The 22,909-nt window shown below is 32.9% G+C and carries 20 protein-coding genes and 1 tRNA gene; 17 read left to right on the forward strand and 4 right to left on the reverse strand.

What is annotated here, in order from left to right; genetic code table 11:
* Positions 1 to 87 precede the first annotated feature (87 nt).
* The 9 genes from Q4Q39_RS00735 (at position 88) to Q4Q39_RS00775 (ending at position 7,827) form a co-directional block, all read left to right on the forward strand.
* A complete protein-coding gene (locus Q4Q39_RS00735; protein WP_303280460.1) occupies positions 88 to 1,155 on the forward strand; it encodes an anhydro-N-acetylmuramic acid kinase in 1,068 nt (355 codons plus the stop codon).
* Positions 1,156 to 1,312: 157 nt separating this feature from the next.
* Positions 1,313 to 2,539 carry a Glu/Leu/Phe/Val dehydrogenase dimerization domain-containing protein gene (locus tag Q4Q39_RS00740; protein WP_303280461.1) on the forward strand — a complete coding sequence of 409 codons (1,227 nt, stop codon included), beginning with the start codon at positions 1,313 to 1,315 and terminating at the stop codon, positions 2,537 to 2,539.
* 10 nt (positions 2,540 to 2,549) lie between these two features.
* Positions 2,550 to 3,941: a sodium:proton antiporter NhaD gene (gene nhaD, locus Q4Q39_RS00745; RefSeq protein ID WP_303280462.1), complete on the forward strand. Its 1,392-nt coding sequence runs from the start codon at positions 2,550 to 2,552 to the stop codon at positions 3,939 to 3,941.
* 160 nt (positions 3,942 to 4,101) lie between these two features.
* Positions 4,102 to 4,803: a MotA/TolQ/ExbB proton channel family protein gene (locus Q4Q39_RS00750; RefSeq protein ID WP_303280463.1), complete on the forward strand. Its 702-nt coding sequence runs from the start codon at positions 4,102 to 4,104 to the stop codon at positions 4,801 to 4,803.
* Between the two features lies 1 nt (position 4,804).
* Positions 4,805 to 5,197 carry an ExbD/TolR family protein gene (locus Q4Q39_RS00755; protein WP_303280464.1) on the forward strand — a complete coding sequence of 131 codons (393 nt, stop codon included), beginning with the start codon at positions 4,805 to 4,807 and terminating at the stop codon, positions 5,195 to 5,197.
* 13 nt (positions 5,198 to 5,210) lie between these two features.
* Positions 5,211 to 6,068, forward strand: a complete 858-nt coding sequence (locus Q4Q39_RS00760; RefSeq protein ID WP_303280465.1) for an energy transducer TonB — start codon at positions 5,211 to 5,213, stop codon at positions 6,066 to 6,068.
* Between the two features lie 3 nt (positions 6,069 to 6,071).
* Positions 6,072 to 7,289, forward strand: a complete 1,218-nt coding sequence (locus tag Q4Q39_RS00765) for a bifunctional folylpolyglutamate synthase/dihydrofolate synthase (RefSeq protein ID WP_303280466.1) — start codon at positions 6,072 to 6,074, stop codon at positions 7,287 to 7,289.
* 62 nt (positions 7,290 to 7,351) lie between these two features.
* Positions 7,352 to 7,426 (forward strand) — tRNA-Val (locus Q4Q39_RS00770).
* Between the two features lie 179 nt (positions 7,427 to 7,605).
* A complete protein-coding gene (locus Q4Q39_RS00775; RefSeq protein ID WP_303281296.1) occupies positions 7,606 to 7,827 on the forward strand; it encodes a T9SS type A sorting domain-containing protein in 222 nt (73 codons plus the stop codon).
* A 159-nt stretch (positions 7,828 to 7,986) separates the two neighbouring features.
* Here the strand turns inward: Q4Q39_RS00775 and Q4Q39_RS00780 are convergent, their stop codons facing one another.
* Positions 7,987 to 8,205 carry a hypothetical protein gene (locus tag Q4Q39_RS00780; protein ID WP_303280467.1) on the reverse strand — a complete coding sequence of 73 codons (219 nt, stop codon included), beginning with the start codon at positions 8,203 to 8,205 and terminating at the stop codon, positions 7,987 to 7,989.
* 114 nt (positions 8,206 to 8,319) lie between these two features.
* Positions 8,320 to 8,601: a hypothetical protein gene (locus Q4Q39_RS00785; protein WP_303280468.1), complete on the reverse strand. Its 282-nt coding sequence runs from the start codon at positions 8,599 to 8,601 to the stop codon at positions 8,320 to 8,322.
* 111 nt (positions 8,602 to 8,712) lie between these two features.
* On the opposite strand from Q4Q39_RS00785, the gene Q4Q39_RS00790 reads away from it, so the two are divergent.
* Positions 8,713 to 9,024: a helix-turn-helix domain-containing protein gene (locus Q4Q39_RS00790; protein ID WP_303280469.1), complete on the forward strand. Its 312-nt coding sequence runs from the start codon at positions 8,713 to 8,715 to the stop codon at positions 9,022 to 9,024.
* Between the two features lie 40 nt (positions 9,025 to 9,064).
* Here the strand turns inward: Q4Q39_RS00790 and Q4Q39_RS00795 are convergent, their stop codons facing one another.
* Both Q4Q39_RS00795 and gldJ read right to left on the reverse strand, forming a co-directional pair.
* Positions 9,065 to 10,351 (reverse strand): UDP-N-acetylmuramoyl-tripeptide--D-alanyl-D-alanine ligase, encoded by a 1,287-nt coding sequence (locus Q4Q39_RS00795; protein WP_303280470.1) that lies wholly within the window; start codon positions 10,349 to 10,351, stop codon positions 9,065 to 9,067.
* Positions 10,352 to 10,444: 93 nt separating this feature from the next.
* Positions 10,445 to 12,139 (reverse strand): gliding motility lipoprotein GldJ, encoded by a 1,695-nt coding sequence (gene gldJ, locus Q4Q39_RS00800; RefSeq protein ID WP_303280471.1) that lies wholly within the window; start codon positions 12,137 to 12,139, stop codon positions 10,445 to 10,447.
* A 265-nt stretch (positions 12,140 to 12,404) separates the two neighbouring features.
* Here gldJ and porU point away from each other — a divergent pair, with 265 nt between their 5' ends.
* The 7 genes from porU to Q4Q39_RS00835 all read left to right on the forward strand — a co-directional run bounded on the left by porU (position 12,405) and on the right by Q4Q39_RS00835 (position 22,738).
* Positions 12,405 to 16,295, forward strand: a complete 3,891-nt coding sequence (porU, locus tag Q4Q39_RS00805) for a type IX secretion system sortase PorU (RefSeq protein WP_303280472.1) — start codon at positions 12,405 to 12,407, stop codon at positions 16,293 to 16,295.
* Between the two features lie 86 nt (positions 16,296 to 16,381).
* Positions 16,382 to 17,590, forward strand: a complete 1,209-nt coding sequence (gene porV / locus Q4Q39_RS00810; protein WP_303280473.1) for a type IX secretion system outer membrane channel protein PorV — start codon at positions 16,382 to 16,384, stop codon at positions 17,588 to 17,590.
* 83 nt (positions 17,591 to 17,673) lie between these two features.
* Complete coding sequence (cdd, locus tag Q4Q39_RS00815; RefSeq protein ID WP_303280474.1) at positions 17,674 to 18,156, forward strand: cytidine deaminase; 483 nt, start codon at positions 17,674 to 17,676, stop codon at positions 18,154 to 18,156.
* A 208-nt stretch (positions 18,157 to 18,364) separates the two neighbouring features.
* A complete protein-coding gene (gene pdhA / locus Q4Q39_RS00820) occupies positions 18,365 to 19,363 on the forward strand; it encodes a pyruvate dehydrogenase (acetyl-transferring) E1 component subunit alpha (RefSeq protein ID WP_303280475.1) in 999 nt (332 codons plus the stop codon).
* Between the two features lie 3 nt (positions 19,364 to 19,366).
* Complete coding sequence (locus tag Q4Q39_RS00825) at positions 19,367 to 20,986, forward strand: pyruvate dehydrogenase complex dihydrolipoamide acetyltransferase (protein ID WP_303280476.1); 1,620 nt, start codon at positions 19,367 to 19,369, stop codon at positions 20,984 to 20,986.
* 95 nt (positions 20,987 to 21,081) lie between these two features.
* On the forward strand, positions 21,082 to 22,062 hold the full coding sequence (locus Q4Q39_RS00830) for a M28 family metallopeptidase (RefSeq protein ID WP_303280477.1): 981 nt from the start codon (positions 21,082 to 21,084) through the stop codon (positions 22,060 to 22,062).
* Positions 22,055 to 22,738, forward strand: a complete 684-nt coding sequence (locus Q4Q39_RS00835; protein ID WP_303280478.1) for an SDR family NAD(P)-dependent oxidoreductase — start codon at positions 22,055 to 22,057, stop codon at positions 22,736 to 22,738. The genes Q4Q39_RS00830 and Q4Q39_RS00835 overlap by 8 nt, the downstream gene beginning before the upstream one ends.
* Positions 22,739 to 22,909 lie beyond the last annotated feature (171 nt).

A 22,909-nucleotide genomic window follows, 5' to 3' on the forward strand; every position in this document is an offset into this window, starting at 1 on the left:
CGATTTATTATTGATTTGATAAAAAATATGTACAAATATAGCTTTTTGGTGTCATATTTTCAATAAGTATCGTTATTTTTACGTAATATGATAAAAAATAAGTACAGTGTTATTGGCGTTATGTCAGGAACGTCATTAGATGGAGTAGATGTTATTTATTCGCAGTTTGAAATAGATAATAATGTATGGCGTTTTAAAATTATACATTCTAAAACGATTTGTTACAATTCAAATTGGGAAAAGATACTCCGTAATTTAGTTTCATATAACGATACTAAACTACAACAAATAGATGACGATTATACAAACTACCTTGCGGGTATAATTAAGGACTTTATCAATGTAAATAATATAAAAGACATCGATGTTATTTGCTCACATGGGCATACTGCTTTACATCAGCCAGATAGCGGAATTACATATCAAATAGGAAATAAACCTACGATGGCTGCGCTGTTGAATAAAACGGTGGTTTGCGATTTTAGAGTTCAAGATGTTGAACTTGGAGGCCAAGGAGCACCTTTAGTTCCCATAGGGGATAAATTATTATTTTCTGAATATGATTTTTGTTTGAACTTGGGTGGGTTTGCAAATATTTCGACTGAGTTAAATGATAAAAGAATTGCTTACGATGTTTGTCCTGTGAACATTGTTTTAAACCATTATACTAAATTAATTGGGATTGATTATGACGATGGAGGTAAAATAGCGGAAACAGGAACTGTGACTAATGAGCTGTTAAACAAATTAAATAACATCGCTTTTTATAAAAAAGACTATCCTAAATCTTTAGGATTAGAATGGGTCAATAAAAATATTTTCCCCTTAATTGATACTTTTCAATTAGAGACAAAAGACATTCTAAAAACGTTTGTAGAGCACATTTCCATTCAAATAGCTAAAGAAATAAATAAAAAGAAAGAAGGTTCTGTGCTTATTACTGGTGGAGGTGTTTATAATAATTACTTAATAGAAAGGCTAAAACAGTATTCGCAGCATAACATTATAATACCTTCAAGTACAGTTGTGGAATTTAAAGAAGCGCTGATTTTCGGGCTTTTAGGTGTGCTCAAGTTAAGAGATGAAGTTAATTGCTTACAAAGTGTTACCGGGTCTTCAAAAAATCATAGTTCGGGCAAAATATATCTACCTTAAAAATAATGAAAAATTAATCCTAAAGGATTTTTGTTTTTTATATTTGTTACAATAATAATTTAAATCATTTTTATCATGAATCAGCTTTAGCTACACTTAATAAAACCCTCCGGAAAAATTAGATGTAAGCTATATATGAATCAACTTAAAAATAGAAATGAAAGAATTATTAAAAAAGTACGAAAATAAAGAACCAGAAATTGTTTTTAATTGGAAAGATCCAGAAACATACGCCGAAGGCTGGACTGTAATAAATTCATTACGTGGAGGAGCCGCTGGCGGTGGAACGCGTATGCGAAATGGTTTAGATATGAATGAAGTTTTATCTTTAGCCAAAACCATGGAGATTAAATTTACAGTTTCTGGCCCTGCCATTGGAGGTGCGAAATCAGGAATAAATTTCGATCCTAAAGATCCTCGAAAAAAAGGAGTGCTGGAACGTTGGTATGCTGCTGTATCCCCTTTATTAAAGAGTTATTATGGTACTGGAGGTGATTTAAATGTAGATGAAATACATGAAGTTATTCCAATTACAGAAGAGAGCGGTGTCTGGCACCCTCAAGAAGGTGTTTTTAATGGACATTTTAAACCAACCGAAGCCGATAAGATAAATAGAATAGGACAGTTGAGGCATGGTGTTATTAAAGTTATAGAAAGTTCTAATTATTCTCCCGATGTTTTAAGAAAGTACACAGTAGCTGATATGATTACTGGCTTTGGCGTTGCCGAAGCTGTTAAACAATATTATAATATCTATGGTGGCTCTGTTAAAGGAAAAAAAGCCGTGGTTCAGGGCTTTGGAAATGTAGGAGCAGCGGCAGCTTTTTACTTATCGCAAATGGGTGCTAAAATTGTTGGTATTATTGATATTTCAGGTGGTTTAATTAATGAAGAAGGATTTACTTTTGAAGAAATCACCAATCTATTTCTTGCAAAAAATGGTAATACATTAGTTAGTGATGATTTAATTTCTTTTGATGAAGCTAATGATAAGATTTGGTCTATAAAAACAGAGATTTTTGCACCTTGTGCGGCATCTCGTTTAATTACGCTTAATCAGATAGATCAAATGATTGATAGTGGCTTAGAGGTTATTTCCTGTGGAGCCAATGTCCCTTTTGCAGATAAGGAAATTTTCTTCGGAACTATTATGGAACATACCGATTACAGAGTAAGTTTAATCCCAGATTTTATTTCTAATTGTGGAATGGCTCGTGTCTTTGCCTATTTTATGGAACGTAAAGTAGAGATGACAGATGAGGCTATATTTAATGATACGTCAAATATAATAAGAGATGCACTACAGAAAGTGTATAATAAAAACAAACTAAAAACAGAGATCAGTGCAACAGCATTTGAAATTGCACTCAATCAATTAATATAATATTTTATTTATGGAAGCAGCAATTATTCTAGTATTTGTAATGGGTTATTTAGCTATTACTTTAGAACACAGTATTAAAATTGACAAACTTATACCGGCATTGGTCATGATGGCTATTTGTTGGGCATTAATTGCATTAGGTTTGGAAAGCTTCCCAGAATGGTTTGATTCCTCAAAACATGCTTTATTAGAAAGTTTTGGAACATTGACCTCAGATGAGAAGACACATCTTATGGAAGAGACATTACTACATCATTTAGGTAAGACCTCAGAAATATTAGTGTTTCTTTTAGGGGCGATGACCATTGTTGAAATTATTGATTATTTCGATGGTTTTTCTACAATAAAAGATTTTATAAAGACTAAAAAGAAAACTAAGATTTTATGGATTTTCTCTATTCTAGCATTTATTCTTTCAGCTATAATTGATAATCTTACAGCTACGATTGTACTTATTTCAATACTTCAAAAAATTGTAAAAGACAGAAGTGTTCGTATTTGGTTTGCAGGTTTAATCATTATTGCGGCCAATGCGGGTGGTGCCTGGTCTCCTATTGGAGATGTAACCACTACGATGTTATGGATTGGTAAAAAAGTAACAACAGGTCATTTAATTGGGTATTTATTTATACCGTCACTTTTATGTATGGCAGTACCATCATTTATAGCATCGTTTTTGCCGGCATTTAAAGGTGATTTGGAAATCGAAGAAGTGGAGGAAAAAAAGAAATCAAGGTTTAGTAGTACCATGCTTTATCTTGGTTTAGGAGCTATAGTATTTGTACCAATATTTAAGATGGTAACTCACTTACCTCCATATGTTGGTATGATGTTATCGCTAGGTGTGGTTGCTATTTTTGCTGAAATATATAGTAGCTCTAAATTTAGCATGACAGAGTTTGACTCTGAAGAAAGTGATGCACATGCACATCATAGTCCAGTACATTATTCATTATCAAAAATAGAACTACCAAGCATTTTATTTTTTCTAGGGATATTAATGGCTGTTGCAGCTTTAGAATCTTTAGGGATTTTGTTTGGATTTGCATCATCGTTACAAGAATCCATGCCTCAGTTAGGAACAGAATTACATTCTGGTGGGGTATCAGATTTAGTGGTGTTATTATTAGGTGTAGGATCTGCAGTTATAGATAATGTACCATTAGTGGCTGCCAGTTTAGGTATGTTCTCAGAACCAATAGATCATGAGTTATGGCATTTTATTGCTTTTTCTGCAGGAACAGGGGGAAGTATGTTAATTATAGGATCTGCTGCGGGTGTTGTGGCCATGGGAATGGAAAAAATAGATTTCTTCTGGTACATAAAAAAGATTTCCTGGTTAGCTTTAATCGGGTTTCTTGTAGGGTCTGCAGCTTTTATGGTAACGAGAACATTGTTTTAAAATAAAAGATGTTTTTTCAAATTATCATTTTTGTAACATCGAAAACTCACTAACACTCGTAAATAAAAGGAATAAGTAAAGCTGGAATGCTGATGAAAAGTATTTTTGTATACTTTAGTAAAAAAAGAAACGTTATACATTTGCAATAAATTTAAATTATATGCTTAGCACATTATTACAAACCACACAAGAGGGAGCGGAAGTACTTACCGATGAAGAATCAGTTGAAAAAACGCTCTCAATTATTGAATTAATAAGTAGCGGAGGAACCGCAGGGCAATTTATAATAGGGGTGCTTTTTATATTGCTTGTTGGAGCCATTTATATTTATTTTGAACGCATTTTTGCTATTAAAGCAGCGTCACAGGTAGATTCAAATTTTATGAATCAAATTAAAGACCATGTTAGTAATGGGAAAATTGATTCGGCTCAAATGTTATGTGCTCAGGTTAATTCTCCAGTCTCAAGATTAATAGGTAAAGGAATTTCAAGAATAGGAAAACCACTTGCCGATATTAATACAGCTATTGAAAATGCTGGACGTTTAGAGATTTATGGTTTAGAAAAGAACGTGAGTATTTTGGCTACGATCTCTGGAGCTGGTCCTATGATTGGGTTTCTTGGAACTGTTATTGGTATGATATTAGCGATATTTGAACTTGCTAATGCAGGAGGGACTATACAAATGGACGTTTTAGCAAGTGGGTTGTATACAGCCATGACAACTACTGTGGCAGGATTAATTGTGGGTATTGTAGCCTATATTGCGTATAATCATTTGGTAGTAAAAACAGATAAAGTAGTGTATCAAATGGAAGCTAATTCTTTAGAATTCTTAGATCACTTAAACGAACCTACATAGTATGAATTTTAGAGGGAGAAATAAAGTAACGCCAGAATTCAATATGTCTTCAATGACAGATATTGTATTCTTGCTTCTCATATTTTTTATGATAGCTTCCACGTTAGTAACAACTAATGCTATTGATATTGTGTTGCCAAAAGCAAGTGGGAAGACCGAGAATAAGAAATCTGTAGCAGTAAGTATAAAAAAGGATTTAACTTATTATATAGACCAGAAGCGAGTTGGAGAAAGTGTTTTAGAAAATGAATTACTAGCAGCATTATCTTCAAAAGACAAGCCAACGATTGTTTTAAGAGCTGAGAAATCGGTTCCTGTAGAAAATGTAGTTAAGGTTATGGATATAGCCAATAGAAATAAGTTTAAAGTTATATTAGCAGTTAAGCCTAAATAAATACGTTTATTTAATGAAGACATACTTCAAAACCAAACATGAAAAAAATTCAGCAAAATTAACAACGTTAATTGCTGTTATTTTGCTGTTATTATTGTTTGTGGTAGGAACACCTTATATGGATCCACCAGAGGAGTATGGCGTTGCTGTAAATTTTGGAAATACAAATTTTGGCAAAGGGAAAGTGCAGCCCTTAAAGCCTGTTAAATCGGAACCTCGAAAAATAGAACAACCACATCAACCGGATGTTTCTAAAGCGGAACCTACAAAAGCAAAAGCTTCTGAAACAAAAGAAGAAGTATTGACACAAGATAATGATGAATCTATAGCTATTAAAAAACAAAAAGAAGCGGAGGCAAAAACGAAAGCCATTGCAGATGCCAAAGCGAAAGCTGAAGCAGAGAGGATAGCAAAAGCAAAGCGGGAACAAGAAGAGAAAAAAAGAAAGTTAGATGCTTTAATAGGAGGCGTAAGTAAATCTGAAGGGAGTGAGACTGGCAGTGAAGGCAACGATAACAGAGCAGGGGATAAAGGCCAGTTAGATGGTAACCCTTATGCGCCAAGTTATTTTGGAGGACGAGGAACCGGAAGTGGGGGCGTTGGTTATGGATTAAATGGACGAGGTACGGCATCATATAAAAAACTTAAACAAGACTGTAATGAATCTGGGCTTGTTATAGTTAAGATTATTGTTAATCAAAGTGGAAATGTTATTCAAGCAGTTCCAGGGGTTAAAGGTACTACTAACACAGCACCATGTTTATTAGAACCTGCAAAAAAAATAGCACTATCCCATAAATGGCGGTCAGATTCTAAGGCACCAGCAAAACAGATCGGTTTTGTGAAAGTAAATTTCAAACTAGGTCAGTAGCAAATGACGTATCAAGATACACTCGATTGGATGTTTTCTCAATTACCAATGTATCAACGACAAGGTAAAGCCGCATTCAAAGAAGATTTATCGAATACTTTAATATTAGCAGATTATCTAAATAATCCAGAGCGGCGTTTTAAATCTATTCATGTAGCGGGAACCAATGGAAAAGGTTCTACAAGTCATATGCTAGCATCTGTTTTACAGGAAGCAGGATATAAAGTTGGCTTGTATACATCGCCACATTTAAAAGACTTTCGAGAGCGTATTAGAGTTAATGGTAACGTTGTAAGTAAACAATTTGTAACAGGCTTTATAAAGCGAAATAAAGTATTTTTTGAGGTGAATTCTTTATCGTTTTTTGAAATGACTGTAGGCATGGCTTTTGAATACTTTTCAAGAGAAAAAGTTGATATTGCCGTTATAGAAGTCGGTTTGGGTGGTCGCTTAGATTCCACAAATATTATAATTCCGGAAGTTTCGGTAATAACTAATATAGGGCTAGATCATACACAGTTTTTAGGAAATACGCTCGAAGCTATTGCATTTGAAAAAGGAGGTATAATAAAACGAAATATACCAGTGGTAATTGGAGAAACTCAAGAGGAAACGGCTTCTGTTTTTAAAAACTTGGCATGCAAAAACAATTCTAAAATAGTATTTGCAGATCAAGAGATTATTAAAGTCTATGAGACTGATTTATTAGGGAACTATCAGTCTAAAAATGTTAAAACGGTTATTCAGGCTATTAAAGAGTTAAATATTAAAGGATTTAAAGTTACTGAAGAACATTTAAAAGAAGGATTACTAAAAACAGTTAATAATACAGGGTTATTAGGTAGATGGCAAGTCATAAACGAAACTCCTAAGGTCGTTTGCGATACAGGACATAATAGAGAAGGCTTGAGTTATGTTATGAATCAAATACATAATGAGAATTATAAGACTCTACATATCATTATAGGAGTTGTTAATGATAAAGATTTAAGTACTATTATGGACTTATTTCCTAAAAAAGCTATTTATTATTTTTGTAAACCTAATATTCCACGAGGTTTAAAAGCAAATGTGTTACAACGTCTTTTTTCTAAGTATAGATTGATAGGAAAAGTTTACAGTTCTGTTAATGAGGCATATAAAAGTGCTCTTAAAAACTCTAATAAAGATGATTTTGTGTTTATTGGAGGTAGCACGTTTGTTGTAGCAGAAATAATTTAAATTTTTATTGAAAAAATTTTTGCAGTTTTAAAAACTCCTTTATATTTGCAGTCCAATTACGAGGGCGCGTAGCTCAGTTGGTTCAGAGCACTTGGTTTACACCCAAGGGGTCAGGGGTTCGAATCCCTTCGCGCCCACAAAATCCTAAAGCATTTGCTTTAGGATTTTTTTGTTTTAAGAAGAAAACAAAACGAAATTAATTGTATAGTTTCTTTTTATTATGAAAATAAAAAATACAACATTATATTATAGTTCTTTATTATATTAAGTAGACGACATCTAATAAAAGGAGACTAATAAGGTTTTTATTTCTCCAATTCCTAATAAAGGATCATTTACTGTCCATTTTAACGAACAAGAAGTGTCAAGTTTAGTCATTTACAATGTTGCTGGTCAAAAAGTATATAAAGAAACCTTTGAAAATAAAAGATCAAATAAATCATTATCAGTAAGTCAAAACTTTGCACCAGGAATATATTTATTACTTACAACAGATATAAAAGGTAATACAACAAGTACCAAGTTCTTGGTTAACTAATTTAGAGTAATAGTGATGTTCTTTATCCTTTTTAAAGTGTATATGTTAATCTAAAAGAAAGAGGCTGTCCTTCAAGACGGCCTCATTTTGACTATTCTTCCCTCGATAATAATAGTCTATTTTGATTGCTCACAATCAAATGATAAGTTGTATGGATATTTACCAAAATTCAATAAATACACCATTGGATGTGTTTTTAAGTGTTACACTGACTGGTATTTCTTCACAAAGTTTAGCTAATTGAATAATTTGATGTCTAACCATGGGTTCTTCAACAATTGTTATTAAACCATCAAAGTTTCCCTTTTGAGTTTCGGTTTTAAAGATATCTTTAAAGCCTTCTTCGATTCTTTTGTGGTATTTTTTGTTTATAGCCATTTGTAGATAAGGTTTTGAGTTTTTAATTATGGTACTAGTGATTTGCGTATTTATAAGTATGATAAGACCATGGTTAATTGGCAACACATCTGGAGTAATTGATATTATCTTTTTTTATTTATCATTTTTTAGATTTTTTTTTAAGCGATTAGCCATTATTTTGTATTCTTTGGCCACTTCTATAATGGCATTAAAGACTAAAATATTTTTTGAAATTCCAGCTTTTGTATTTCTAACCATTTGAGAGTCAACTATGATTTCATTCGTTTTTAATTTTTGAATAACCTTACTAGTATATTCTTTAGGAAGATGATTTTCTAATAGATCTTTGAGAGTTTCTTGGTCTTTATGCATCTCTATATTATATAATGCATATAATTTGTTTAAATTTGTCATAGCTTGTGTATATTTGTAATGTGTTGAGTGAATTTACATACAAAAATATACAAATAATTAAATAATAACAAAATATTTTACTCATTAGTATAATTTATAATTATTCTAAATATGGTATTTGAAGAAAAACTGAAGCAATTAATAAAGAGTAAGTATGGCAAATTAAGTGATTTAGCCGATAAATTTAACATGAATTATTCTCAGCTATCTCAATATGTTAATGGAAAGAAAGTATCAATGGATTTCTTAAATAAAATAATTAAAGAATTTCCTGAAGCAGATCTTAATTGGTTATTAAGAAATGATGATATTTTAAATGAAAGTGATACGCCATATAAAGCACCATTAACTAACAATCAAATTATAGATAAAATAGAGGTACTGTTGTCAGACTTGAAAGATCAAATGGAAGACGAAAAGTGATATGCTTCTTTGTGTATGTTTTCTAATGTAATATTCTGTATTAAATAAATTCCAAAACCCTTTCTAAAGCCATCCCTCTTGAGCCTTTTATAAGCATTGAAATATTTTCCAATTTTAAATCATTAAGCCAGCCGTCTTTAAAGTCTTCAAAATATTTAAATTGTTTGGCTTTGTTTGATTTTATTTTTGTCTTGAAAAAGTTTTCACCAATAAGAATCACTTGGTCTACATTTAAAGAAATTGCTAAATCAGCGATGTCTTGATGTTCTTTTTTTGCTTCTTCCCCAAGCTCGAACATATCTCCAATAAGCACTATTTTTTTTGTACTTGCTTGTTTTTCAAAATTTGATAAAGCAGCTCGCATACTTGTTGGATTAGCATTATAAGCATCTAGAATAATAGTATTGGTGCCTTTTTGTATAATTTGTGAACGATTATTATTTGGGGTATAGCGTTCTATAGCAGTTTTAATATCGTTGTCTTCAACTTTAAAATAGTTACCAATAGCAATAGCAGCTGCAATATTGTTAAAATTATAATCGCCAATAAGCTGGCTTTTTATTTCTAATGTTTTGTACCTGGATTTTACAAATGGAAGTGCTTCAATAAAATCAATATTGGTGTCAAAGTCATGAGATTTTTCACCAAATATGAATCTATTAGCATGTTTTGTTTTTTCAACTTGTATGGTATCATTACCATTTACAAAAATCGTTTTATTGTTAGCGATTAAGAAATCATACATTTCACTTTTTCCTTTAATAACACCTTCAATACCTCCAAATCCTTCCAAATGAGCTTTTCCAAAGTTTGTAATATAACCATAGTCAGGTTTTGCAATATGACATAAAAATTGAATTTCCTTTTGGTGATTAGCACCCATTTCTACTATCCCGATTTCTGTACTTTTAGTCATAGAAAGTAAAGTTAAAGGCACTCCAATGTGGTTGTTTAAATTACCTATAGTAGCTGTGGTTTTGTGTTTTTGGGATAATGTAGCATTAATTAATTCTTTAGTCGTCGTTTTACCATTGCTACCTGTAAGTGCTATTATGGGAATGTTTAAATAATTTCTATGATAAGAGGCTAATTTTTGTAATGTTTCAAGAGCATTTTTAACTAAAATGGTCTTAGAAGACGTATGGAATGGTTCTTCATCTACAACAGCATATTTAGCGCCATGTTTTAAAGCTTGTTCGGCATAGGTGTTCCCATTAAAGTTTTCACCTTTAAGAGCGAAGAATAAATCGTTTTTTTTAATTTTTCTTGTGTCGGTACATACCGAATCACATTGCAAAAAAAGCTCGTGTAATTGTTCTATTTTCAACAGGTAAAATTCTTTAAAGTTTGCAAAATTAAATGTATAAAAAAAGTCCTAACATTTGCTAGGACTTTTTAATAATATTATTAATTATCGAAATTAATTTTTCGTTTTGTTTCTAGATTTAGATTTTGAACCTACACGAGACATTGCACATCTAAACCCGATGTAATCTGTTGCCATATCTTGTGGGAAGTAACGTCTTTGAGCTGGATCTAACCAATACTCTCTATCTTTCCAAGATCCACCTTTGTAAACTCTAACTTCATCGTTAATTAAAGATGTTCTGTTACTACCTTTGTCATATTCTCTTATAATGTTTCCTAAAGAATCTCTAGTAATACGATGTTTTGGAGAATTATACATTTTTCTAGTATCGGTATCTTTCTTTTCGCCATCTTCACCTTCATCATCATTAAAGCTTTCATAATAACGAGAAGAACGTTTGTCTCCATCTCTAAAGTTTCTCGAATCACTCTTATCAAAGTTGGTACGTAAATACGTTTCGTTTTCATCGATAGGAATTTGTGCAATTTCACCAGGTAAATTTCTAGCAATTACTTTTCCGTTTGGTAAAGTATCATATACGATATCGTCAGGAGTGACTACTTTTACGGTACCATCATCGTTTAAAGCATTTTTAGTATAAACATTACCACGGTAATAGTTGAAGTCATTAAACTCCCCATCTATAATAGGTCTGTAAACGTCTGCAACCCATTCGGCAACATTACCAGCCATATCATATAATCCAAAATCATTAGGATCGTAAGATTTAACAGCATTTGTAATATCAGCTCCATCATCAGACCAACCTGCGATTCCACCGTAGTCACCTTTACCTTGCTTAAAATTAGCTAATTGATCACCACGAATTTTACGTTTGTCTGAACGTGTATATTGTCCATCCCATGGGTATTTTTTACGACCACGGTATAAGTTATAATCTCTAATTTCACTTAACCCTAAAGCAGCATATTCCCACTCAGTTTCTGTTGGTAGTCTATACTTTGGTGAAATTATTCCAGTTTCACGAGTCGCATAAATATTAGATTCATTACCATCAGCATCTGTTCTAACATTTCTTCTATTGCCCTCTCCATTAATAACTTCTTCGTTTCCTCCGTAAGTTAAAGTTGGAGCGTTAATATAAGTATCAGTACTAAATGTTGATTCTGCGTTAACATCTAAAATTTTTGCATCACGTTTTAAATAACCAGCTCTTTCTAAGTTATATTCATTAACACGATCTGATCTCCAGTTTGCAAACTCAACTGCTTGAATCCAGCTTACACCAACAACAGGGTATTCTCCATAACCTGGGTGACGTAAATAATTTTCTGTCATTACTTCGTTAAAACCTAATCGATTTCTCCAAACTAATGTATCAGGTAGAGCGCCATTATAAATGGCTCTAAAATTTTCTTCAGATGGAGGATAAACTCTTTTAATCCAGTCTAAATACTCCATATACATGGCATTAGTTACCTCTGTTTCATCCATGTAAAAGGATTGTACATGTTGCTGTGTTGGACTATTATTCCAATCATGCATCACATCATCTTGAACACGTCCTTTAGTAAAAGTACCCCCTTCAATAAATACGAGTCCAGGTGATGTTTCCTGTTCTCTAAAATCTGTATTGTACTGAAAACCACCTTCTCTGGAGTTAATTTGCCATCCTGTAGCTCTTGAACTATTTTTTGAACTCGAAGATTTTTTACACCCAGTTGAAGCTATAGTTAGTGCTAAAACTAATAAAACCTTGAATGCTACTACTTTTTTCATATCCATACTTTTTAAGTAAGCTAATAATATTTTTGGTGCTGCAATATAAGAATTAAACCTAATAACACAAGCCCTTTTTTACATTTTAGCCAAAAAAACATGTATTTCACCCTATTTTTTTGACATTACAACGATGTTTTTATTGTTTTTTGTTGTTGTTTTGTGTTGTATTAACGCATGTTTTACTAATTTATTATTGTATTTTTGATGCAGTTTTTTAAATTATTAACTTTTTTAATAATAACACGTCTTTAACTGCGTTGTTTTAACGATGAAAGAGAAAATTTTAATTTTATTGTTTATTTCTTGCTCAATAACTTTATTCGCGCAACAAAAAAAATACACAATAACTTGGGGAGCATCTAAAGTGATTTCTGGAGGTAGTTATACAATAGAAGTCCCTTCTTTTAATAATGAAAATTTTATTTATGGTTTTGAAGAAGGTCTAGAATTTGTAGACCAGTGGAAAACAAGTCAATTAATAAACGAATCTTCTGTAGTCATCAATAATGTTGTTTATGCTTCCATTTCTAAATCCAATTTAAAAGACTTAGATATAGATAAGATTCCAAATAAATTAGAATTTAGCTTAAAAAATTCTAAAGCAAGAGAAAAACAATATGCGGTTTTTAAACTCTCTCCAATTATAAAAGACTCAAGAGGTGGCTATAAAAAGGTTGTTTCGTTTCAGCTAAGCTATAAAAATGGAGCCATATCTAATAGAGCATTTACATTTAGTAAAGGGATTAAGACATCTAAGGTGATAAGTAATTCGGTATTAAGTTCGGGAGAATGGTATCGTTTTTATGTTGATGAAACGGGTGTTTATAGATTGTCAAAAAGTTTTTTACAACGCTTAGGAGTCGATGTAAACAATGTAGATCCAAGAAATATAAAGTTATTTGGACATGGAGGGCAGATGATACCTTATTCCAATGCTGTAGCTTACCCTTTTGATATTCCTGAGAACGCTATCAAGTTTGTTGGAGAAGAAGATGGTGTTTTTAATGATGAAGATTATATTTTATTTTATGCCCAAGGACCAAAAGAATATAATGCTGAAAGTAATACTAATATTAATTGTTATACAGATAAAACATATTACTATATAAATGTTGGTTCTGGTTCAGGTAAACGTATTCAACAGTTTATACAGCCAACAGGGGCTGTTGATTTGGTTATTGATACGTTTGAAGATTATAAGTTTCATGAAATTGATGAGTATAATATTGCTTTTTTAGGAAGACGTTGGTTTGGAGATAAATTTGATTTAGATAATAATAAAACTTTTGAATTTGATTTTCCTGATTTAGTGACATCAGAACCCATAAATTTAAGAGTTTATGCTGCTACTGCTTCTACGACATCGAGTACAATAGATGTCACCGTGAATGGAACTGCTGTTTCAACATTAAATATATCAGGTGTATCAAAATTTCTTTTAGCAAGAGAAGATTCGTTTAATGGTAATGTTAATGTAAATAGTTCCAAAATAGAAGTAGGGCTTAATTTTGATAATCAAGGAAATCCGAGTGCTCAGGCTTATTTGGATTATATATCAATAGAAGCCACGCGTTTACTAAATTTTTCAGATAAACAATTTCAATTTAAAAATAGTGAGGTAGCCTTAGTATCAGGAGTGGGGCAATACAATATGACGAATGCATCGCAAGTTGCTGAAATTTGGGATGTAACAGATATATATAATATTTCTAACTATATAAATACAGACCAAGCTTCAAATCTCAGCTTCACATCTACATTAGGGAGCTTAAAAACTTATGTAGCTGTTACATCATTAGATTATTTTCAGCCACAAATAGATTCAAGAACTACTATTAATAACCAAGATATAAAGGGGACCATTTTTCAAAATAATCAAGGTGCATTTCAAGATGTAGACTATATTATTGTAACCCCAAATAACATGCTTGGAGAGGCAGAGCGTTTAGCACAAATAAATAGAACTCAATATAATTTGAATGTTAAGGTATTGGGGCTAGATGAAATTTATAACGAATTTAGTTCAGGTAATCAAGATATTGGAGCTATTAGAAACCTAGTTAAATATGTGTACGATAATGCAAGTACACCAGAGAACAGAATAAAGTACTTGTGTTTATTTGGTGATGGTTCTTTTGATTATAAAGATAGAATTCCAAACAATACCAATATAGTGCCGTCTTGGCACTCGTATGGTAGTTTTAATGTTACCAGTTCTTATGTATCGGATGATTTTTATGGAATGATGGATGATAATGAGGGCACTATGTCTGTAAGTGATAGGTTGGATATTGCTGTAGGTAGGGTTTTGGTAGAGACGCCGCAACGTGCAAAGGAAATGGTTGATAAAATAGAATCATATTACATAAAAGAAGCTCTTGGTAGTTGGCGTAATAGTTTTGTAGTTATATCTGATGATCCTGACAGTGATATCCCAATAGGACTACAGGAAACTACAGATGAAATTGGGAATAGGGTAGCACAAGAAAAGCCATTCATAAATGTTACAAAAATACATTCCGATGCATTTCAACAAGAAACATCAGCAGGAGGAGATAGGTATCCGGACGTAACTTCAGAGATAGCGAATGCTGTTGATAATGGCGCTTTGGTCGTGAACTATTTTGGACATGGAGGTGAAGATGGCTTGGCTGCAGAACGTATTCTATTAAAGCCAGACATTAATGGTTTTCGTAATGTTTGCAAGCTTAATTGTTTTGTAACTGTAACTTGTGAGTTTACTAAATTTGATAACCCATTAAGAGAAACAGCTGGTGAATTTACTTTTTGGAATAAACAAGCAGGAACAATTGGTTTAATTACAACCACTAGACAGGTGTTTGTGAATTTTGGAATTAATTTTAATAAGGAGTTTGGTCAATATTTGTTCTCGTATAGTGATACTGATACTTATGAAGATTACGAATACCCATCTATGGCCGAAGCTTTACGACTAACAAAAAATGATCCTTCAATAACTAATGATTCTCAAAAACGTTTAGTGTTCTTTATCGGTGACCCTGCTATGAAATTAGCATTTCCGGAGCCGAATATTCGATTAACAGAAATTAATGATGTTCCAATTACTCAAGCTACGGATACGTTAAAAGCACTAAGTTATGTGAAATTAGCAGGAGAAGTAGTTGACGTTTCTGGGAATCTAATCTCTAATTATAATGGAACGTTATCAACTACTATTTATGATAAAACAATAAGTAGGCAAACACTTGCTAATGATGGTGTTCAAAGCGGTGGACAAACAGTAAGGTTGAATTTTGAAACACTAGGAGAAATTATATTTAGAGGTCAAGCATCTGTTAAAGATGGTCAGTTTGAATTTGATTTTGTAGTGCCAAAAGATATTGGCGTTCCAGTAGGCTTTGGGAAAGTAAGTTTTTATTCAAAAAACGAAACTTTATCTCAAGACCAAGCTGGGGCAAGTGTAAATACAGTTAGGATTGGAGGCGTTAATGAAAATGCAGCAGAAGATAATATAGGTCCAGTTATTACACTTTATATGAATGACGAGAACTTTGTGTCGGGAGGTATAACAAATGAATCACCTACGTTATTGGCTAAAATGGAGGACACCAACGGAATAAATACAGCAAGTGGTATAGGTCATGACATTGTTGCTATAATAGATGGAGACGAAACCAACCCAATAGTCCTTAATGATTATTACCAAACTGAAGTCGACGATTACCAAAAAGGTGTTGTGAGTTTTCCATTTAGAGATTTAGAGTCTGGACTCCATACTTTAACATTAAAAGCCTGGGATGTTTATAATAACTCCTCAACTTCTGAAATTCAATTTGTTGTATTTGATGAAAATCAAGAATTAGTTATAAATAATGTTCTTAATTACCCAAATCCGTTTGTAAATTATACAGAATTTTGGTTTAACCACAATAGTTCTGAACCTTTAGACGTTTCTATACAAATATTCACTGTCTCAGGGAAATTGGTAAGAACTATAAATGGACAAACAACAGGAGGTATTAAAACAACAAGTTCGTTATCCAGAGACATTGTATGGGATGGAAGAGATGATTTTGGGGATAAAATAGGAAAAGGGGTTTATATTTATAAGCTTACGGTTCACTCAAATCTGTTAAATAAAAAGGTAGAGAAAATAGAAAAACTCGTTATATTGTAATATCACATCCCAAAAATCAAATAAGTTGAAGGGAAAGACATACGGGTTTTAAAATAAAATTTATATTTACAAACTAAACTAGATACATGAAGAATAAAATATTAATAGTTTTAACCTTTGTTTTCGTGTTAAAACTAACAGCTCAGGAAACAATTATTTTTCCAAATCAGGATAGAAGGGTTATAACTACTGGAGTGCCATTTTTGTTAATTGCACCAGACGCTAGAGCTGCCGCTATGGGAGATATGGGGGTTGCTACTTCTGTTGATGCATTTTCACAACAATGGAATTCGTCTAAATATGTGTTTTCGGAAACGAAACAAGGAATAGGTGCGAGTTATACGCCTTATTTAAGTAAATTGGTGAACGATATTTTTTTAGGAAACGTTACTTATTTTAATCGTTTAGATGAGCGTAGTGCATTTGCGGCGAGTTTAAGGTATTTCTCTTTAGGAGATATTGAATTTATTAATAATGAATTTGAAGAACCTAGAATACAAAGACCAAATGAACTTTCTATTGATGCATCTTATGCATTAAGATTAACAGATCAATTTGGAATGTCTGTAGCTATGCGTTATTTAAGATCGGATTTACGAATACAAGGTATTGATGGCGATGCGTCAGCGGCTAATACGTTTGGTGTGGACATTTCTGGTTACTATCAAAGCGAAGAGGAAGCGTATGCCGATTTTAATGGACGTTGGAGAATGGGATTTGCTATTCAAAATATAGGTCCAAAGTTCAAATATGATGACGCTGGTCTTGATAATTTTCAGCCTACAACCTTACGTTTAGGAGGTGGATTTGATTTTATATTCGATGATTATAATAAAGTAGCAGTAACAGCTGAGGTGACAAAACTTTTAGTACCAACACCACCTGTATATGGTTTTGTTGATTTAGATGGAGATGGAAATCAAGCTACAGATGGTAGTGAACCAAGAATTATTGTCGAAGGTAAAGATCCAGATGTTAGCTTTTTATCAGGAATGTTTCAGTCGTTTGGAGATGCGCCAGATGGGTTTAGTGAAGAGTTAAAAGAGTTTACATGGTCTCTAGGTGCAGAATATACATATCAAGATTCTTTTGCTTTTAGAGCAGGATATTTTAATGAAAGTGAAGATAAAGGAGCTAGAAAGTTCTTGGCATTAGGAGCAGGGTTTAAAGCGAATGTTGTGAATATTGACTTATCGTACTTATTTTCAGCATCTAAAGTACAAAGTCCTTTAGAGAATACATTGCGTTTTTCATTAACCTTTAATATTGGAGCAGGAACGTATAACGAGTATTAATAGTACAAATACAATAATATATTAAAAACTATTGTTCAATGAACAATAGTTTTTTTGTTTATAATATTTCGTAAATTTAAAATATGAAGGAAATAAAAATAGAAACTACATTATATATATATCAAGACCTAGATGAGCTTCCAAAGAATGTGACCTTACTTATGCAAAAAGCTTTTGAGGCTCGTAGAAATGCTTATGCACCGTATTCAAATTTTAATGTAGGAGCTGCTTTATTATTAGATAATGGTGAGATAATTACAGGAAATAATCAAGAAAATGCGTCATATCCATCAGGACTATGTGCAGAACGTACAGCAATTTATTATGCAGGTTCTCAATACCCAAGGGCAAAAATAATCCAGATGGCTATATCTGCAGGGTCTAAAAATAACCTAACAACTAAACCTATTCCACCTTGTGGAGCTTGTAGACAAGCTATCGCTGAATATGAAATAAAACAAGACACTCCTATAGAGATTTATTTTATGGGAGAAACAGGAAAAGTAGCTAAATCTAATTCTCTTGCAAATTTGTTGCCTCTAGTTTTTGATAAATCAGTGCTTTGAACAGCTTTAACAATCATAATAAAGGTATTTTTTAATTGTAATTTTTTTTAATACTATAAGATTCAACATAAAAAATTATTAAAAAAGCAATCTTGCCTATAAAGCGCTTTTTTTTTGACATTTTTTTGACTTTAATGAATTTACGTTTTCGCAATAACTGGCAAAGTATTACTTTTGTATTTGCTTAATTAAAACCTAATATTAGTCGATGCAAAAAATCACTAAAGAGATATACCTGAAATGGTATGAGGATATGCTGTTTTGGAGAAAGTTTGAGGATAAACTCGCAGCTGTATATATACAACAAAAAGTAAGAGGGTTTCTTCATTTGTATAATGGTCAAGAAGCTGTTTTAGCAGGCGCTTTACACGCTATGGATTTGACTAAAGATAAAATGATTACAGCTTATAGAAATCATGTTCAGCCAATAGGAATGGGAGTTGATCCTAGACGTGTTATGGCTGAGTTATTTGGTAAAGCTACGGGAACTTCACAAGGACTAGGTGGTTCTATGCACATATTTTCTAAAGAACATCGTTTTTACGGAGGGCATGGTATTGTAGGAGGTCAAATTCCTTTAGGAGCTGGTATTGCTTTTGGTGATAAGTACCATGATAGTGATGCTGTAACCTTATGCTGTTTTGGTGATGGTGCTGCTAGACAAGGATCACTTCACGAAACTTTTAATTTAGCTATGCTATGGAATCTTCCAGTCGTATTTGTTTGTGAAAACAACGGTTATGCGATGGGAACATCTGTAGAGCGTACAGCAAATCATACTGAAGTTTGGAAGCTAGGAAAAGGTTATGAAATGCCTTGTGGGCCAGTTGATGGTATGAACCCTGTAAAAGTAGCTGAAGCTTTTGATGAAGCTATACAACGTGCACGTAAAGGTGGAGGGCCAACATTTTTAGAATTAAAAACATATCGTTACAGAGGACACTCTATGAGTGATGCTCAACATTATAGAACTAAGGCTGAGGTCGAAGAATACAAGAAAATAGATCCTATTACTCAAGTAAAAGATATCATTCTTGAAAAGAAATACGCTACGGAAGACGATATTAAAGAGATAGATAAGCGTGTTAAAAGTTTGGTTTCTGAATGTGAGAAATTTGCTGAAGAATCACCATTCCCAGATAAAAATGTGATGTACGATGTCGTATACGAACAAGAAGATTATCCATTTATACAACATAAATTATAAGCTATGGCTATAGTAATTAATATGCCGCGTTTAAGCGACACCATGGAAGAAGGAACAGTTGCGGCTTGGTTGAAGAAAGTTGGCGATAAAATAGAAGAAGGTGATATTCTTGCTGAAATAGAAACAGATAAGGCGACTATGGAGTTTGAGTCTTTTAACGAAGGGACTTTACTTCATATAGGCGTTCAAGAAGGAGAAACTACTAAAGTAGATGCGTTATTGGCAATTATAGGAGACGAAGGAGAAGATATAGCAAGTTTACTAAGTGGAGATAGTACTTCTGCAGAAGTGAAAGAAGAGGCAGAAGTAGCCCCAGTTGATACTCCTGTTCAAACTGAAGCATCTACAGATACCGTATTACCAGAAGGTGTAATAGTTGTAACGATGCCACGTTTAAGTGATACCATGGAAGAAGGAACAGTGGCAACATGGCTTAAAAAAGTAGGAGATACCGTTGAAGAAGGTGACATTTTAGCCGAAATTGAAACAGACAAAGCGACTATGGAGTTTGAATCGTTTCAAGCAGGAACATTGCTTCATATAGGATTACAAGAAGGAGAATCTGCAAAAGTAGATGCTTTATTAGCTATTATTGGTCCTGCGGGAACTAATGTTGCAGATGTAGCAAGTAATTTCAAAGTTTCAGGTGGTTCAGAAAAAACTGAAGAAGCTCCTAAAAAAGAGGCTCCAAAAGTTGAAGCCCCTAAAACAGAAGTTAAAAAGGAGGTAGCAAAACCAAATAAAGCAGTTGCAGTAACGTCAACAAATGGTGGGCGACTATTTGCATCTCCATTAGCTAAAAAGATCGCAGAAGAAAAAGGTATTAATTTATCACAAGTTCAAGGTTCTGGGGAAAACGGACGTATTATTAAACAAGATGTTGAGAATTTTGTTCCAGCATCTTCAGGTGCTTCCGTTGGTAAATTCGTTCCTACTGGACAAGAAGATTTTGATGAGGTTGCTAATTCGCAAATGCGCAAAGCGATTGCTAAAGCATTAACAAATTCGAAGTTCACTGCACCACATTATTATTTAAATGTAGAGTTTGATATGGAAAATGCTATTGCTTTCCGTAAGCAATTTAACTCTGTTCCTGATACAAAAATATCGTACAACGATATGGTTGTTAAAGCTTGTGCTTTAGCATTAAAACAACACCCACAAGTAAATTCGCAGTGGTTTGCAGATAAGATGCGTTTAAATAACCATGTGCATGTTGGTGTAGCGGTAGCAGTGCCTGATGGATTAGTGGTTCCTGTAGTTAAATTTGCGAACGAGCAATCGTTACCACAAATTGGAGCTGAAGTAAAAGAACTTGCTGGAAAAGCTAGAAACAAAAAATTAACACCTGCCGAAATGGAGGGGAGTACGTTTACTGTTTCAAATTTAGGTATGTTTGGTATAGAAAGCTTTACGTCTATTATTAACCAACCAAATTCAGCCATTCTTTCCGTAGGAAATATTGTTGAAAAACCTGTGGTTAAAGAAGGTAAGATCGTAGTTGGAAATACTATGAAACTATCTTTGGCATGTGATCATAGAACAGTAGATGGAGCTACTGGAGCGCAATTCCTCCAAACGTTAAAAGGATATATTGAAAATCCGGTAACAATGTTAGTGTAATAAATTCCTGAGAAGGAATCTTTTATAAAACAAAAAACCTGTTTCATTTAATTGAAACAGGTTTTTTTTATCTTTAAACTCTAATAAAACTTGAAATGAAGATATTATTAAGTATGGCATTAGCTATAACTCTTTTTAACTGTGGTTCGCAAAAGGACACTTCAGAAACAAACAATGCGAGTGAGATAAGCAGTAGTGTAGTGACGTTAGCTTTAAAAGAAAACGTTAAGTCAAGTTTAGAGTATTTAGCTTCAGATGAATTAGAAGGGCGACATACAGGAAGCAAGGGGATCGAAAAAGCAGCCGTTTTTATTGAAGATTTTTTCAAAGAAAATAATATTAAGCCTTATTTTGAAACATATAGGGATAGTTTTAATTTAAACAGTATTGTTGGTTATAACGTCGTGGGATATATTGAAGGGCATGACCCAGAATTGAAAAATGAGTTTGTGATACTAGGAGCTCACTACGATCATATAGGAACAGCAGAACCTGTAAATGGAGATAGCATAGCCAATGGCGCAAATGATGATGCCTCTGGTACTGTAGCAGTTTTAGAATGGGCAAAGTATTTTTCTAAATCAAAAAGCAATAAACGAAGCCTTTTATTTACACTATATGCGGCCGAGGAAATGGGGTTAAAAGGTTCTGGCCATTTAGCAAAACGACTGAAAGGTGAAGCGCTTAACTTGTATACCATGATTAACTTTGAAATGATAGGAGTGCCCAGAGCAGAAAATGAAACCATAGCTTACCTAACGGGTTATAAAAAATCTAATATGGCTGAAAAACTAAATAGCTATGTAAAAGAAGACATTGTTGGGTTTTTACCTCAAGCTAAAGAATATAACTTGTTTAAACGTTCAGATAATTACCCTTTTTTCAATGCGTTTCAGATCCCAGCACAAGCAATTTCTACATTCGATTTTACAAACTTTGATTACTATCACCATGTAGATGATGAAGCCGATAAAATGGATTTTGAACACATGACATCTTTTATCAATAAAATGATACCGGCCTTAGAAGGTATGACAAATGCTAGCACAAAAGAAATAAAAATGAACAATGAGTAAAAACATAATTATTACAGGAACAAGCAGAGGTATCGGTTTCGAGTTGGTTCAATTATTTGCTAATGCTGGTCACAATGTTTTAGCACTATCTAGAAATAGTCAGCCAATAGATGATCTACAATTAAAAAATGTTGAATCATTGTCATTTGATTTAAGTAAAAATGATGATTACAAGAAGTTAGAAGCCTTTATAAACTCTAATTGGAGTCAAGTAGATGTTTTAGTTAATAACGCAGGAACTTTACTTAATAAACCTTTCTCAGAAACATCGATGCAAGATTTTGAACGGGTGTATAAAACCAATGTTTTTGGAGTCTCAGAAATGACCAGAATAGTACAACCTTTTATGAAACGGAATGGTCATGTCGTAACCATTAGTTCTATGGGAGGTGTGCAAGGGAGTATGAAATTTGCAGGATTAAGTGCTTACAGTTCCAGTAAAGCAGCGGTTATTACCTTAACAGAGTTGCTAGCGGAAGAATATAAAGAAACTGGCCCCAGTTTTAATGTGTTGGCCTTGGGAGCTGTGCAAACCGAAATGTTAGAAGAAGCTTTTCCTGGATATCAAGCACCTACTACAGCACTGGAAATGGCACAGTATATTTTTGATTTTTCACTTAACGGGCATAAATATTATAACGGTAAATTATTACAAGTTTCTAATTCTACACCTTAAACTAATTTTATTCTATTTATTTAATAGAAATGATAAGCACAGCCAAACTTGTTTATAGAAGATAGTTTGAACACTATTAATACGGTCTAAAGTGAGTTTAATAGTAAAAAGGATTTGAATTAATAATTTACTTTTTTGGAAATAGAACCTCTATAGGAATAAAAAATATAC

The sequence above is a fragment of the Flavivirga amylovorans genome, assembly GCF_030540875.1.
GTDB lineage: Bacteria > Bacteroidota > Bacteroidia > Flavobacteriales > Flavobacteriaceae > Flavivirga > Flavivirga amylovorans.

What these genes read in the sequence shown, in the direction of transcription:
- Q4Q39_RS00835 (WP_303280478.1), top strand. Translation starts at nt 22,055, where the DNA reads ATGAGTAAAAACATAATTATTACAGGAACAAGCAGAGGTATCGGTTTC.
- Q4Q39_RS00790 (WP_303280469.1), top strand. Translation starts at nt 8,713, where the DNA reads ATGGTATTTGAAGAAAAACTGAAGCAATTAATAAAGAGTAAGTATGGC.
- Q4Q39_RS00825 (WP_303280476.1), top strand. Translation starts at nt 19,367, where the DNA reads ATGGCTATAGTAATTAATATGCCGCGTTTAAGCGACACCATGGAAGAA.
- Q4Q39_RS00755 (WP_303280464.1), top strand. Translation starts at nt 4,805, where the DNA reads ATGAATTTTAGAGGGAGAAATAAAGTAACGCCAGAATTCAATATGTCT.
- gldJ (WP_303280471.1), bottom strand. Translation starts at nt 12,139, where the DNA reads ATGGATATGAAAAAAGTAGTAGCATTCAAGGTTTTATTAGTTTTAGCA.
- Q4Q39_RS00780 (WP_303280467.1), bottom strand. Translation starts at nt 8,205, where the DNA reads ATGGCTATAAACAAAAAATACCACAAAAGAATCGAAGAAGGCTTTAAA.
- Q4Q39_RS00785 (WP_303280468.1), bottom strand. Translation starts at nt 8,601, where the DNA reads ATGACAAATTTAAACAAATTATATGCATTATATAATATAGAGATGCAT.
- Q4Q39_RS00750 (WP_303280463.1), top strand. Translation starts at nt 4,102, where the DNA reads ATGCTTAGCACATTATTACAAACCACACAAGAGGGAGCGGAAGTACTT.
- pdhA (WP_303280475.1), top strand. Translation starts at nt 18,365, where the DNA reads ATGCAAAAAATCACTAAAGAGATATACCTGAAATGGTATGAGGATATG.
- Q4Q39_RS00735 (WP_303280460.1), top strand. Translation starts at nt 88, where the DNA reads ATGATAAAAAATAAGTACAGTGTTATTGGCGTTATGTCAGGAACGTCA.
- Q4Q39_RS00765 (WP_303280466.1), top strand. Translation starts at nt 6,072, where the DNA reads ATGACGTATCAAGATACACTCGATTGGATGTTTTCTCAATTACCAATG.
- porU (WP_303280472.1), top strand. Translation starts at nt 12,405, where the DNA reads ATGAAAGAGAAAATTTTAATTTTATTGTTTATTTCTTGCTCAATAACT.
- nhaD (WP_303280462.1), top strand. Translation starts at nt 2,550, where the DNA reads ATGGAAGCAGCAATTATTCTAGTATTTGTAATGGGTTATTTAGCTATT.
- porV (WP_303280473.1), top strand. Translation starts at nt 16,382, where the DNA reads ATGAAGAATAAAATATTAATAGTTTTAACCTTTGTTTTCGTGTTAAAA.
- Q4Q39_RS00740 (WP_303280461.1), top strand. Translation starts at nt 1,313, where the DNA reads ATGAAAGAATTATTAAAAAAGTACGAAAATAAAGAACCAGAAATTGTT.
- Q4Q39_RS00830 (WP_303280477.1), top strand. Translation starts at nt 21,082, where the DNA reads ATGAAGATATTATTAAGTATGGCATTAGCTATAACTCTTTTTAACTGT.
- cdd (WP_303280474.1), top strand. Translation starts at nt 17,674, where the DNA reads ATGAAGGAAATAAAAATAGAAACTACATTATATATATATCAAGACCTA.
- Q4Q39_RS00760 (WP_303280465.1), top strand. Translation starts at nt 5,211, where the DNA reads ATGAAGACATACTTCAAAACCAAACATGAAAAAAATTCAGCAAAATTA.